Origin of the sequence: Prosthecobacter sp. (genome assembly GCF_044227185.1) — a bacterium.
Lineage (GTDB): Bacteria > Verrucomicrobiota > Verrucomicrobiia > Verrucomicrobiales > Verrucomicrobiaceae > Prosthecobacter.
The window spans coordinates 1-12,257 of sequence record NZ_JBGAFO010000019.1 but is presented as its reverse complement, the minus strand read 5'-3'; the positions used below and the strand labels follow the sequence as shown (position 1 = coordinate 12,257).

Below are 12,257 nucleotides of genomic sequence, written 5' to 3'. Positions count from 1 at the left end.
ATGTCCACCGAAACTCCACGCACGCCTGAACGACTGCGCCACCACTTTGAGGTGGAGAGGGAGCTGGCGCAGAAGATGCGCCAGTCCACACGCACAGAGCGCACACAGCTTTTTAAGACGCTCTACTCCGAACTCTTTGCACGCGTGCCCGACCACCCCCGGCTGACGCGCCGGGACACGCCGGAGTCCAGCCGACGGAAGGTGGAAAGCCAGCTGCGCCTGCTGCGCCCTTTCCTCAACAGGGACACCGTTTTCCTGGAGTTTGCCCCTGGAGACTGCCGGCTGGCATCCACCGTGGCTGCGGAGGTGCGGCGCGCCGTCGGCGTGGACATCTCAGACCAGCGCGCGGCGGGAGACGCGGTCCCGGAAAACTTTGAGCTCATGGTGTACGATGGCTATGAACTGGCGCTGCCGGATGCCACGGCGGATGTGATTTTCAGCTACCAGTTTCTGGAGCATCTGCACCCGGATGATGTGGACGCCCACTTTGCCATGGCGCGGCGGCTGCTGAAGCCGGACGGAGTGTATGTCTTCGACACGCCGCACCGCTACTCGGGGCCGCATGATGTCTCCCGTCATTTCGGCCATGAGCTGGTGTGCTTTCATTTCCAGGAGTGGACCTTCCGGGAGATGCGCGCCATTCTTCGGCGCCACGGCTTCTCCGCGGCATACGCGTACCGCTTCGGACACCCGCTGACCCGCCGCGCATGGAACACCGTCAATGACCTCTTTGAAACTGCCGCGGGCCTGCTGCCCGCGAAGATACGCCAGCGCGTGAGCAGCCGCTGGTTTTCCTCCGTCACGATGGCCGCGCGCGCGTGACGAACATGGCTCTAACGCCGCGCACTCCCTGGCTCACGGCGCAGGGTGGCGGTGACGGCGCGGTGCTGTGAAGGGCGCTCGATCTCAGTCTCACAGGCCACGGCCTGCCAGTGGCGGTCGTAAAACACGTAGTCAATGCGCAGCCAGGGCCCGAAAAGGCTCAGGGGATTGCGTGTGACACCAGGAAAAGTGAAGCCGCACCCCTCTCCCGCCGCGGCATGGGCGTCTCCCATTTCTCTGCAGAGGAGGCGGTGGATGCAGCCGGTGCTGGGCGAGTTAAAATCTCCGGCGGCGATGCAGGGGTGGGGATCTTCCCGCATCGCCTTCAAGAGGGTCTCCGCATCCTTCAGCTGGCCGTCCCAGAAGGCCTGGCGCTGGCGGCGCTTCTCCGCCCAGCGGGTGCCCGGCAGTCCTAAGACACCCCACAAAAAGCCGCCGCGCATATTGGCATTCAGTTCATCGCGCGGGGTCATTAAATGCACGGCGTAGATGGAAACCGGCTGCCCTTTCCAGTCGATGACAAACCGCGCGGCGCGGCAGTCCTGAGGAGAAGGCCAGGCGGGAAGCAGCGCATTTTCCATGATGGGAAACCGGCTGAGCAGGGTGAACTCTCCAACACTCACTGCATGGCCAAACTCGGCATAGCCCGGGGCCTGCCGAAAGCCCGCGGCTCTGTCCCACGCATCCTGAAACAGCAGCAGGTCGGGCCGCGTGGCATTCTTGAAAGGCTGCAGGCTTTGATTCATGTGCTGGCCGCGGTTGTAGGTCATGAGGGTCAGCTCGTCATCACTACGCGGAGTGCCGCCGGCTCTGCCGCCGCCCAGGTTGAATCCCAGCCACCCCCACAGCAGCAGCAGGCCTGCGAAAACCTGCGCCAGGAAGCACCCGCGGTGAAACACGAGCGCAAGCGGCAGCAGCACCACCAATGGCAGGAACCAGACAGACGGCGGAATGAAAAGCAGAAAAGCAGTGGTGATATTTCGCTCTCCGACACCGGCCGTACCAGCCCACAAGGCCGAAATAAACAAGATGTAGATGACGGACAGCACCAGGGTGAGCCGCCGAAAGAACCGCCACAAAAGAGCGCCCAGGCCGCCCTTTTCTCCTGCTGCTATCAGCGCCTTTCCCAGCCTGATCATCCAGCGGCTCAGCAGGCCTGGATGGGCGCCGTCTGGCTCCGTGTGTGCCCCGTGGTTGGTGCCTTGTGACTCCGCGTCCGCGGTGCTTTGCATGCTGGCTCCTGGCGCACTCGGGCTCATCGGTCCGGCTGCGTTTTGTAAAGTTCCGCGCCTGCTTTTTCCCGCGTTGCCGGGAACTTTGGCGGCAAGGCCGGATCCGGCGCCTTGAGACCTGGTGGCGAGATGGTCACCATCGACTCATCCCCTCCCTTCTCCAGCCATGCGGGATCCTGCGCCTCCTTTGAAGAGGTGATGCCTTTTTTTAAAATGGCGACGGCTGCGATGCTGAAAACAGTGAGCAGCCCCAGCATGACGAGGGATTCCAAAATGGTGAAACCTCTGGGTGTGCGGGAGAGTGACATGGTTAAGAAATGAGGGGGATGAATGGGGTTTTCTTGTGCGTCTCAGTGCACCGATGAGCCCCGAGGCCAGGCCGTGGAGAAAGGCACGCGCAGCCATTCCTCAAGGAGAGACGGGGCTGGGTTTCGCGGCTTTGAATTTCACGGAGAGAATCGGATCTTCGCGCTGGAGCTGGGCCGGCACATAGGTGCGTGGCGCCAGCGCCGTGCCCTGGCCGCCGAAATAGGCGCCGTTTTTACTATGGCCCAGCGGGTAGAGGGAACAGCCGGTCAGCAGGAGGACGGGCAGCAGGAGGGAGGGGCGGTGGTGTTGCATAAGGGGCGGGGCGGTTGGCTGGTTGGTTGAGTGGGTGGGTGAAGCGGGCGGAAGGGGGGGGATGTTTCCCAGCGCATGAGTTCATATTTGATCTCTGACCCAGCGTACAGCGTAGTGGATGAGCTCGGTGCCGTTGCTAAGGCCGAGCTTTTCCCTCAGATTCCACCGATGCGTGTCCACGGTCTTGAGGCTGATCTGCAGCTCATCGGCGATGGTCCTGCTGTCCTTGCCCTGGCCGGTGAGCCGGAGGATCTCCAGCTCCCGCGTGGTGAGCCTTCCCGCCGCGACGGTATTGTCCGCCGTGGAGCGCGGGCGTGTCAGACCATCGAGGATCTTCGCTGCGATGCGCTCGCTGGCATAGACCTGCCCGTTTGAAACCTTCGTGATGGCGTCTTTGACCTTGTCCGTATCTTCATATTTCATGATGTAGCCGCGGCCGCCAGCGCGGAGCACAGGCTCGCCATAGATTTCCTCCTCGTGCATTGAGATTACGAGCACTGGCAGCTCCGGCCGCAGGGAGCGAATGTCCCGCAGGAGCTCCAGACCGTTTTTGTCCGGCAGGTTGAGGTCCATGAGCACGAGGTCGGGATTGAGCTTTGAGATGGCGTCAAACGCATGCCTCGCAGTGCCGGCCTCTCCGCACACGACATGCCCGGGGATGCCGGTCGTGAGGAGGGCCAGCCCTTCACGAAATACAGGATGGTCTTCAACGATGAGCACTTTTTTAGCAGGTTTCTGAGATGCTTTCTTCGCCATCGGCAAGGGCAGGAGTCAGATCGTGGAAAATGGCGCGGGGGAACAGGCTGGGCAGGGTTGATTTCGCCAAAATCGGATCACGTTTTGGATGTCACAGGTGCAAGGCATAAGACAGGAATGACGACGCTTGAAGCGACGTCGTCACTCTGCCACTTCGGAAGCATCTGGCTCGGCCTTAAATGGCGTAAATCTCGCCAATTTTGTTCCTCGCAGCCGGCTGATGGTCAGCCTTTGCAGTCTCTTCATTGCCATTGAGTTTATTAGTCTGAAGTTGAAGCAGGAACGACGTTTAAAGACCTGACGACATCTCCATGCATGCGCCGTTTGTCGTGCACATTGGCGTCGCCTCCACAGACGAGGCAGTGCGCGCAGGCTGCCTGCCGGGGATCTTCAACACGCATCAAGGCGGCCAGTTCACCAGCGCGGAATGGACCGGGCGGCCTGTGCCTGCCGGATCCGCCCAGAACGGCTGAGTTGTGAAGTGCCGTCGAAGGCCGCCACTCCTGGGTGGGAGATCCTTCGATCCGGGAGGGGCATGCGGTTGCCTGATGCTGTGACATCGGAGCGGGGGACGATGTGAAATGACAGGGCCGCAGGCGGGTTCAAGGGCGATGTGGAATGAAGAGACACGCTGGTCCGGGCTTTGGCCTCCGCCCTTCGTCCTGGCCGCAACACCTCAGAGGCAGCCCGCCATGCATCCGACCATTCACGCCCATGTTCATCCGCACCGCCACAGGCTGCGCATGGCGCTCATTGTGCTGGGAGTGCTCGTCGCGCTCGGCTTCGGGGGGTATCACTGGCTGGTGGCCACCGCCAAGTCCACCCTGCGCCAGCGTTTGAAAGAGCGCGGGCTGGACCTCACCAGCAGCAGCGAGTCATGGTCTCTCCTGGGCGGGATCACGCTGGAAAACGCCGCGCTGCGGGCGCTGCCAGACAATGCGCCTTTGATCGAGATCAGCGCCCTGCATGTGGACATCCTGTGGCGGGAGATCTGGAAGACACGCTCCGCGGCCACGCGGTGGCACATCACGGACGGCACCCTCACGCTTCACGATCAGGAAGGGGCGGTGAGCTTCGAGCATTTTACCACCGACCTCTCCGTGCATGAGGACAAGATCGAGATTTCGCAGCTCGACACCGTCCATGGGCCGGTTTCCTTTGCCGTGACCGGCCAGATTATCACCGCCACCGCCAAGCCCGCGGCCCCTCATCAGGAGGAGGCCTTCAAACTGAGCCTGAAGCCCGTGCGTTCCGTGCTGGACATGCTCAGTTTCAAACCCGGCGGCGGCACCTTTGCCATCACCGGCGGCTTCACGGTGGATCTGCGGTCCGCCGCCACGCAGTGGACTGCCAAGCTGCATGGCGGCGGCGCGAAGCTGGAGCTGCATGGCGTGCCCATGAAGGAGGCGGAGGTCGATGCGCAGATCTCCCAGTCGGACCTCAAGCTCTCGTCCAAGATTGCCTTCGCGCAGGGCAGCGCCGCAGTGGAGGCCTCCCTCGCCGGCTGGGCGGATCAGCCGCTGCTTCTTTCCGGCACGCTCATCGACACCGCCGGCCGCAAGGACACCTTCAAAGGCCAGCGCGTGGGCAAGACCGACACGCTGACGATCTCCCGCCTCAGCGGCGACGCCAATCTGCTGGAAATCGCGCTGAACATCCCGGTGCTCGCGGCCGGACTGCCGAAGGACGTCAAGGTCACCACCTTTCCGGACATCGTGGCGGAGGACTTCGTCATCCATCAGGGGGCGCAGCCGCCGGAGTGGACGCTGGGCTCCATGCAGATCCGCAGCGCCGCCGCCCTCATCGTCACCGTTCGTGAGCATCCGCTGGTGATTCAGCATCTGCAGGGCAGCGTGTCCTACAATCACCGGTCCTGGCATCTCAAAGGGTTGAAGGGAAACATGCTGGGCGGCGGCTTCGCGCTCACCGCCAGCTACGATGGCAAAAAACTCAGCGATGCCGATGTCACGCTGCAGGCTCTGCATCTGGACACCCTCATTCCCTGGGTGGGGAAGCTCAGCGCCAAGCTGGAGAACGCGCAGCTCACGCTCACGTATCGGGGGGTGATTGGCGATGACCCGGCCACTTCCACCGGCAGTGGCACGCTGGACCTCGTCGATGCACCGGTGGTGCATGTGCCCCTGCTGGACCAGGCCTATCAGCTCTTTCCCAACATCCTCCACCACGAGCGTCCGCATGACACGGGTGAAGTGCGCGCCAAGTTCATCATGACTCAAGGCGTCGCCATGGTGGAGCCGATGAAGGTCCTCGGGCAGTCCATCGTGGTCACCGCCCGCGGCAAGGTGGACCTGAACAAGCGGGCGGTGGAGGGGCATGGCCGCGCCAACGTGCGCGGCGTGGTGGGGGTGATCATCTCGCCCATTAGCGTGGCGTTTTTGGAAATGCAGGTGCGGGGCCCGTTTGACCACATCAAAGTGGCGCCGCTGGGCGTGATCGGCGCCGCCAAGAGCGTCCTGCACAATGCGGTGGAGCTCAGCAGCGTGGTGATCCGGCAGGGGGTCTCCGTGCCCTTTGAGGCGCTGGGCATGTTTCGCAGCCGGAGCACCCCCCGTGCAAAGGCGGCTGAGTGAGCGGTCCGGGCTGCCGCTGAATCATGGAAATGGAGGAGGTCCGTTTCCAAGCTTTTTCTTGCGTGTGGGCCCGGGTGCTAGCATGCATTGGGGCATGAGCAAAACCTGGGATGTCATCATCATTGGCGGAGGGCCTGCGGGCTCCACGGCGGCTACGACCTTGCGGCAGGCGGGGCGGTCCGTCCTGGTGCTGGAGAAGGCGAAGTTTCCGCGGTTCCATATCGGTGAATCGCTGCTGCCGTACAATCGAGCGGTGTTTGATGAGCTGGGGGTGTGGCCGAAGATCGAGGCGGCGGGCTTCATGATGAAGCGGGGCGCGCAGTTTTGGATGGGGGATGGCTCGATCCATACGCGGCTGAATTTTTCCCGTGGTTCGTTCACCGAGTTTCCGGAGGCGATCCAGGTGGAGCGGGCGAAGTTTGATGATCTGCTGCTGCGGCACGCGGAAGAGCTCGGCGCGGAGGTGCGGGAGGAGGCCATCGTGACGGAGCACCGTGTGGAAAAGGACCGCGTGACGGTGAAGTTCCGCGCGAAGGACGGCAGCGAGCAGGAGGTGCAGGGGGCGTTTCTGATGGACGCGAGCGGCCTGGGCAATTTCACCGCGAACCGGGAGAATCTGCGGGAGTACTACCCTGGGCATAAAAAGATCGCCATCTTCGGCCACTACAGCGGCGTGCAGATGCCGGAGGGCGGGGAGAAGGGGGACATCCTCATCATTCGCCGGGAGAACTCGTGGTTCTGGATGATCCCGCTGGAGGATGACAAGACGAGCGTGGGCCTGGTGCTGGACCAGGCGGACTTCAAGGCCCTCAAGCAGGAGCCGCAGCAGGTGTTTGATGACGCCGTGCTCAGCGCGAAGGCGGTGCATGACCGCATGATCAACGCCAAGGTCATCACGCAGGGGCATGTGCTCACCGATTTCTCCTACACGAACCGCAAGCTGGTGTCTGAACGGCTCGTGCGCGTGGGGGACGCCTCGGGATTCATCGACCCGATTTTCTCCAGCGGTGTGATGCTGGCGATGACCAGCGGACGGCGTGGCGCGCAGGTGGTGCACCAGGCGCTGGTCGCGGGCAAGGCCCTGACGTTTGCCATGAAGCGCTACGAGTGGACCACGCGCCGGCATGTGAGCCGCTTCTGGCAGTTCATTGAGAAGTTTTACACGAAGCACTTCGCCCAGCTTTTCTTCCAGCCCAGCAACAAGTTCCGCATGGTCTGCGCGATCAACTGCGCACTGGCAGGCCGCACGGAGATGACCTTCGGCACGTGGTGGCGCCTGCGGCTCTTCTTTACGCTGGTGTGGATTCAGAAACGCTTCCCGCTGGCGAAGCCGATCCGAATTCGGTGAGAGGCACCCGGTGACGCAGCAATGGCGCGGTGTGAGGTTGGGACGGCGTGCAAGCCGGAGGCTCGCCACTACGGGTGCAGCTTCACCCGCAGCATGGGGGCGGAGCGTGTGCCGTTTTCTTTGGTGGCAAAGGCGTGCACGAGGCCGCTTTCCTGAGTTTCACTGGTCTCACGGCAGATGATCAGCGTGGCGATCTGATTGGTGTCCGAGTTCAGGAAATCCGTCAGTGCCTGGCCGCGCAGTTTCCGGGTGCCGCGGTTGATGCCCTGGGCGATCTCAAACTTCCCCAGCAGTTTCACCTTGCTGGCGAGGGGCTGGTAGCGCGCAGCCTGCGCGGGATCATGCGCGGGCGCCTGCTGCCAGCTCAGGCCGCCTTCCTCCCACAGGTCCTCTGTTTCATCCGTCACGCCATACACAGCAAAGGTGCTGTCCGGGACGAAGCTGGCAAAGCCGAGCTCGCTCGGCTCCAGTGTCAGCACGAGCTCCGCGTCTTCAAATTTCCGGCTGGCGAACTTGCTCAGGTCAAACGCGATGTAGCCCTTGCGGTTGAGGTCCGGTTTGCTGTCCATGCTGCGCTTCACGCGGAAGAAAGGGTGCGTTCCGAAATCCTTCCCCGCTTTTTCAGAAGACTGGATGTAGCTGTCCTTCCCACGGCCAAAGGCGGTGGTGACGGCCTGCCAGCCATCGCCCGCGTCCATCACGATCGCCGGCTGCCAGCGGCTGGGTTCGGAATCGTCGCCATCGCCATCGGCATTGGCGGGGTGCATCTGGCTGTGGGACCAGCCGCGGTCCACGCGCTGGCCTTTTTCCAGCTTCTTGCTGGGCGTGCCGGACTTGTCATCCACCTCGACGAGGCCCTCCATGACCTGCACGAGATACTTGCCGTCTTCGCCGGCGCTGAGGCCAAATTTCGTGCCCCAGTCAATGACCTTCGCGTCCTTGGTGTCGATGCTGAAGCCCTTCGCCTGCGGCGGGACTTCGGCGACCAGCGTGCCGCGGCGCAGCTTGCAGTTCATGCCGTCCAGCACGTCTACGGTGGCGGGGGCTTCCAGCACCAGCTCCGCGCCGCTGTCAAAGCGCAGCACAGCCAGGCCTTCCATCAAGTCGAGTGTGCCCGGTTTCAGGCGCGCGCCCTCCACCGTCGGCAGGCTGCTGCCGGCCCACTGGCACTGCTGCGCGCGCACCAGCGTCGCCACGGTGCCGTCGCGCCTGCCCTGCAGCCAGATGAAACCAAACGTCAGGCACGCCGCCGCCGCTGCCGTGACCGCATGCCGCCACCACACCGGCCTGGCCACAGCCGGCGCCACCGCTGCGGCCGGCGTGTGCCAGGAATCATCAAAAGTCAGCTCTGCGCGCTGATGCAGCGCCTTCGCGAAAAACGTGCGCGCCTCCGCATTGGCGCGCAGTTCAGCGTCCAGCGCGGCCATCTCCTCCGCGCTCAGCTTTTCATCCGCATAGCGCTCGGAAAGTTCCAGCAGTCGAAATTGATCGGCAGGTTTCATGCTTCGGCTCCGCCCTCCAGGTGCAGTTCTTTTTCCACACAGGTCATGAGGTTCATGCGAATGCGGCTGAGCGCGCGATACACCGCGCCCGCCGTGCTGCGGATGCGCTCCGCCACGCCATCGATCTCCAGGTCCTCATAATAGCGCAGGGTCACGAGCTGGCGATGTGCGGCGGGGAGCTTTGCCACGCAGGCGCGCAGCGCGTCTCTGCGGCGGTCGCCGCCGTCGCTCAGCCTGGACACCTCGTCGTGCAGCAGTTCCAGCACCTCATCGCTCAGCGGCGTGGCCTCGCGCTTTTTCTGGCGACGGTGAGTGAGCACCTGGTGAAAGGCCGTCTTCCGCGCCCAGGCGAGGAAGTTTGTGCCGGTCTCAAACTGGTCAAAACAGCGCCAGAGGATCATCTTGGTCTGCTGCAGGATGTCATCCGCATCATGCGCGGCCGGCACCAGGCTATAGACATACACTCCCAGGGCGCGGTCGTGGCGCGTGAGCAGCTCGAGAAATTCCTGGGTGCGGTCGGGGGGAGGGGACATGGATGGCGGGTAGCAGCACCCTAAGGCCGCGGGGGCGGGGATTTGGACAGAGAATTTTGGGGAGAGTTTGCGGTGGAACCGGAAAAGACGGTTGCGCACGGGAGGTGATCACAGGCCCGTGCACTGATCCTCAACTCTCGCAAACCATTGCCTACGACTGCAAGCACCAGCGCAGCAGGCCTCAAGGCGCTTCGATGGTGGGGTCCAGCTTCTTGAGGGCGGTCCACAGGGCCGGGTCTTCGGGGTGGCCGTTGAAGAGGACTTTTCCCTCGGGGGTGATCAGCACCATGCGGGGAATGGAGGCCACTTCGAGGGCGTTGGTGTAGGGGCGCTCAGAGGGCTCCACCAGCCAGGGCATGGTGGCGTTCAGTTCCTGGCGGATGCGCTCGGCGGTCTCTTCAGCCTTCTCATCGTCTTTGTTCATCGCCGCCACCACGATGCCGTGTGGCGAAAGGGCGGCGGCTTTCTTTTGCAGCGCGGGCATCAGGCTCATGCAGGGGCCGCACCACGAGGCCCAGAAGTCCAGCAGCAGGGCCTTGCCGCCCCCGAGCTGATCCTTCAGCGTGGTGGCCTCGCCCATCGAGGTGGTCAGGGGAGTTTTCAGGTCGATCACCATCTCGGCCATCTTGGCCTGCAGGCGGAATTTCTCGATGGCCTGCATGAAGACCGGCGCCTGCTGCGGATTCAGCCAGATGGCCTCGAGGATGTTCTGCTTGAAGCCGGCATTGTCATTCGCCTCCCCGGCCTTCACCGCCTTGATGTAGGAGATGAATGACTTCACCGCGTCCGCATTCTGCAGCACCGCGGCATTGGTGGAATCAAAGCTGCCGGCCATGATCTCGATCTCCGGGAGAATTTTGGACAGAAAGGCGGTGTTCTGGTGGCGCAGGCCCCACACGAGCTTGGCCTCGATGATCTGCTGGCGCGGCACGCCGGCCTTGTTGGCCTCTTTGCCGAGGGCCAGCAGCTCCTCCTCGCTCATTTCCTGCGTGAAGAGGCGCTGCACCAGCGCCTGCGCACCGGCGGCAGCTTCCTGGGCGGGACTGGTCTGGGCATGCAGCGGGAGCTGGAAGGCGCAGAGAATCAAAAGACAGAGGGCAGATTTCATGATGGCGGAACCGTCCCGATTTTTGTGACCAATGTCGAGCGGAAAGTGACCTTCGTTCCGCCGGATGAAAGATGGCTTCCGCGGGGTGCGACTCCTGTGCCTCGTTTTACCATGAAACACACTCTGACCCTGACACTCATCCTCGCTGCGGCCTCCCTTTGCAGCGCCGCGGACAACACCCCGCCTGAAGGCTTCACCGCCCTCTTCAATGGCAAGGATCTTTCCGGCTGGTACGGCTGGGGCACTCAGGATCCCACCGACCTCTGGAAAATGACCCCGGAGGAGCAGGCCGCCTACAAGAAGAAATCCATCGACGGCGGTCTGGTGGACGCGAAGGGCAATGACAAGGGCGACCAGGTCAATGCCCACTGGAAGGTGGAAAACGGCGAGCTCGTCAATGACGGCAAGGGCCTCTACCTCACCACGGACAAGGACTACGGCGACTTTGAGCTGATGGTGGAGTACAAGATGCTGCCGCTGGGAGACAGCGGCATCTATCTGCGTGGCATTCCGCAGGTGCAGATCTGGGACTATACCGAGGAGTCCAAGTTCAAGCTCGGCGCGGACAAGGGCTCCGGCGGCCTCTGGAACAACAAGAACGAGGAGGGCAAGTACCCCACCAAGCTCATGGACAAGCCCTTTGGCCAGTGGAACACCTTCCTCATCCGCATGATCGGAGAGCGCGTCACCGTCACCTTCAATGGTGAAGTCGTGGTGAAAAACGCCGTGCTGGAAAATTTCTTTGCCAACCGCAAGGCCGGCTACCTGGCCTATGGCAAGAAAGACGCCAAGGCCGCGGACAAGCCCGCTGAAAAGGCTCCGAATGGCTGGTTCCCCGACCCCGCCTTTGCCAAAGGCCCCATCCAGCTCCAGACCCACGGCAGCGAGATCCGCTGGAAGAACGTGTACATCCGCGAGATCCCCGCTGAAGAAGCCAACAAAGAGCTGGAAGCCGGCAGCGATGGCTTCAAGGAATACGTCAACGGCAAGGACCTGAGCGACTGGCAGGGCGCGGTGGACAGCTACGAAGTGGTGGACGGCGCCATCACCTGCAAGCCCGGCAAGGGCGGCGACCTCCTCATCAAGGACGAATTTGAAAACGGCACCATCCGCGTGGAGTTCAAGCTCCCGCCCGCCGGCAACAACGGCATCGCCCTCCGCACGCCCCTCGGCGGCCACTCCGCCTCAGACGGTCTGGAACTCCAGGTCATCGACAGTGACGGCTACAACGCCAAGCAGGCCGCCGCCGGCAAGAAAGGCCTGGAGCCCTACCAGTACCACGGCTCCCTCTACCACTGCGTGGGCGCCAAGCACGGCTACCTCCGCCCCGTGGGTGAGTGGAACTTCCAGGAAATCCAGGTCGATGGCCAGAAGATCAAAGTCATCCTCAACGGCACGAAGATCCTGGATGTGGACATCGACAAACTCGACCGCAGCCAGATCGCGCATCCGCCGAAGGGCCTGGACCACACCAAGGGCTTCATCGGCTTCGCCGGTCACAGCGATCCCGTGGTCTTCCGCAGCTTCAAGGTGAAGACGAAGTAAGGAGAGAAACGTTTGTGATTTGTGAACCCGCCAGGCCGAGAGGTCTGGCGGGTTTTTTGCGTGCGCCCGGCAGGGCGCACTCACTTGGCGGTTCAAGTCCGCCGCACACCCGGCAAGGGGAAGTGCTAGCTGAAAGGCAAGGGCGTCAGCCGTGAGGCTGAGTCCGAAGGAGCCGACCGTAGGGAGACAGCCAGCCAAA

12 protein-coding genes are annotated in these 12,257 nt (G+C 62.8%); 5 read left to right on the top strand and 7 right to left on the bottom strand.

All coding sequences use genetic code 11. The features are described 5' to 3' along the window. Positions 1-822, top strand: coding sequence for a class I SAM-dependent methyltransferase (locus ACILSQ_RS29570; protein ID WP_395747307.1), 822 nt, complete (start codon positions 1-3; stop codon positions 820-822). A gap of 11 nt (positions 823-833) precedes the next feature. Here the strand turns inward: ACILSQ_RS29570 and ACILSQ_RS29565 are convergent, their stop codons facing one another. The 4 genes from ACILSQ_RS29565 to ACILSQ_RS29550 form a co-directional block, all read right to left on the bottom strand. After that, on the bottom strand, positions 834-2,054 hold the full coding sequence (locus ACILSQ_RS29565; protein ID WP_395747306.1) for an endonuclease/exonuclease/phosphatase family protein: 1,221 nt from the start codon (positions 2,052-2,054) through the stop codon (positions 834-836). Positions 2,055-2,077: 23 nt separating this feature from the next. Then, on the bottom strand, positions 2,078-2,362 hold the full coding sequence (locus tag ACILSQ_RS29560) for a hypothetical protein (RefSeq protein ID WP_395747305.1): 285 nt from the start codon (positions 2,360-2,362) through the stop codon (positions 2,078-2,080). Positions 2,363-2,462: 100 nt separating this feature from the next. Beyond that, a complete protein-coding gene (locus tag ACILSQ_RS29555; RefSeq protein WP_395747304.1) occupies positions 2,463-2,675 on the bottom strand; it encodes a hypothetical protein in 213 nt (70 codons plus the stop codon). Positions 2,676-2,756: 81 nt separating this feature from the next. Then, the gene (locus tag ACILSQ_RS29550) at positions 2,757-3,395 is read right to left on the bottom strand and encodes a response regulator (RefSeq protein WP_395747303.1); all 639 of its coding nucleotides are present in this window, start codon (positions 3,393-3,395) and stop codon (positions 2,757-2,759) included. A gap of 347 nt (positions 3,396-3,742) precedes the next feature. Between ACILSQ_RS29550 and ACILSQ_RS29545 the strand changes: the two genes are divergently transcribed. The 3 genes from ACILSQ_RS29545 to ACILSQ_RS29535 all read left to right on the top strand — a co-directional run bounded on the left by ACILSQ_RS29545 (position 3,743) and on the right by ACILSQ_RS29535 (position 7,370). Continuing rightward, positions 3,743-3,904 (top strand): hypothetical protein, encoded by a 162-nt coding sequence (locus ACILSQ_RS29545; RefSeq protein WP_395747302.1) that lies wholly within the window; start codon positions 3,743-3,745, stop codon positions 3,902-3,904. 219 nt (positions 3,905-4,123) lie between these two features. Then, a complete protein-coding gene (locus ACILSQ_RS29540; protein ID WP_395747301.1) occupies positions 4,124-6,022 on the top strand; it encodes a hypothetical protein in 1,899 nt (632 codons plus the stop codon). 94 nt (positions 6,023-6,116) lie between these two features. Further along, positions 6,117-7,370: an NAD(P)/FAD-dependent oxidoreductase gene (locus tag ACILSQ_RS29535; protein WP_395747300.1), complete on the top strand. Its 1,254-nt coding sequence runs from the start codon at positions 6,117-6,119 to the stop codon at positions 7,368-7,370. Positions 7,371-7,438: 68 nt separating this feature from the next. Here the strand turns inward: ACILSQ_RS29535 and ACILSQ_RS29530 are convergent, their stop codons facing one another. The 3 genes from ACILSQ_RS29530 to ACILSQ_RS29520 form a co-directional block, all read right to left on the bottom strand. Beyond that, positions 7,439-8,872, bottom strand: a complete 1,434-nt coding sequence (locus tag ACILSQ_RS29530; protein WP_395747299.1) for a DNRLRE domain-containing protein — start codon at positions 8,870-8,872, stop codon at positions 7,439-7,441. After that, a complete protein-coding gene (locus ACILSQ_RS29525; RefSeq protein ID WP_395747298.1) occupies positions 8,869-9,405 on the bottom strand; it encodes a sigma-70 family RNA polymerase sigma factor in 537 nt (178 codons plus the stop codon). The genes ACILSQ_RS29530 and ACILSQ_RS29525 overlap by 4 nt, the downstream gene beginning before the upstream one ends. A 181-nt stretch (positions 9,406-9,586) precedes the next feature. Continuing rightward, positions 9,587-10,513, bottom strand: coding sequence for a TlpA family protein disulfide reductase (locus ACILSQ_RS29520; protein ID WP_395747297.1), 927 nt, complete (start codon positions 10,511-10,513; stop codon positions 9,587-9,589). 111 nt (positions 10,514-10,624) lie between these two features. Here ACILSQ_RS29520 and ACILSQ_RS29515 point away from each other — a divergent pair, with 111 nt between their 5' ends. After that, complete coding sequence (locus ACILSQ_RS29515; protein WP_395747296.1) at positions 10,625-12,058, top strand: DUF1080 domain-containing protein; 1,434 nt, start codon at positions 10,625-10,627, stop codon at positions 12,056-12,058. Positions 12,059-12,257 lie beyond the last annotated feature (199 nt).

Excerpts from the sequence above, each read along its gene's own strand:
- ACILSQ_RS29540 (WP_395747301.1), top strand. The coding sequence starts at position 4,124 with ATGCATCCGACCATTCACGCCCATGTTCATCCGCACCGCCACAGGCTG.
- ACILSQ_RS29565 (WP_395747306.1), bottom strand. The coding sequence starts at position 2,054 with ATGCAAAGCACCGCGGACGCGGAGTCACAAGGCACCAACCACGGGGCA.
- ACILSQ_RS29515 (WP_395747296.1), top strand. The coding sequence starts at position 10,625 with ATGAAACACACTCTGACCCTGACACTCATCCTCGCTGCGGCCTCCCTT.
- ACILSQ_RS29530 (WP_395747299.1), bottom strand. The coding sequence starts at position 8,872 with ATGAAACCTGCCGATCAATTTCGACTGCTGGAACTTTCCGAGCGCTAT.
- ACILSQ_RS29555 (WP_395747304.1), bottom strand. The coding sequence starts at position 2,675 with ATGCAACACCACCGCCCCTCCCTCCTGCTGCCCGTCCTCCTGCTGACC.
- ACILSQ_RS29520 (WP_395747297.1), bottom strand. The coding sequence starts at position 10,513 with ATGAAATCTGCCCTCTGTCTTTTGATTCTCTGCGCCTTCCAGCTCCCG.
- ACILSQ_RS29570 (WP_395747307.1), top strand. The coding sequence starts at position 1 with ATGTCCACCGAAACTCCACGCACGCCTGAACGACTGCGCCACCACTTT.
- ACILSQ_RS29525 (WP_395747298.1), bottom strand. The coding sequence starts at position 9,405 with ATGTCCCCTCCCCCCGACCGCACCCAGGAATTTCTCGAGCTGCTCACG.
- ACILSQ_RS29560 (WP_395747305.1), bottom strand. The coding sequence starts at position 2,362 with ATGTCACTCTCCCGCACACCCAGAGGTTTCACCATTTTGGAATCCCTC.
- ACILSQ_RS29545 (WP_395747302.1), top strand. The coding sequence starts at position 3,743 with ATGCATGCGCCGTTTGTCGTGCACATTGGCGTCGCCTCCACAGACGAG.
- ACILSQ_RS29535 (WP_395747300.1), top strand. The coding sequence starts at position 6,117 with ATGAGCAAAACCTGGGATGTCATCATCATTGGCGGAGGGCCTGCGGGC.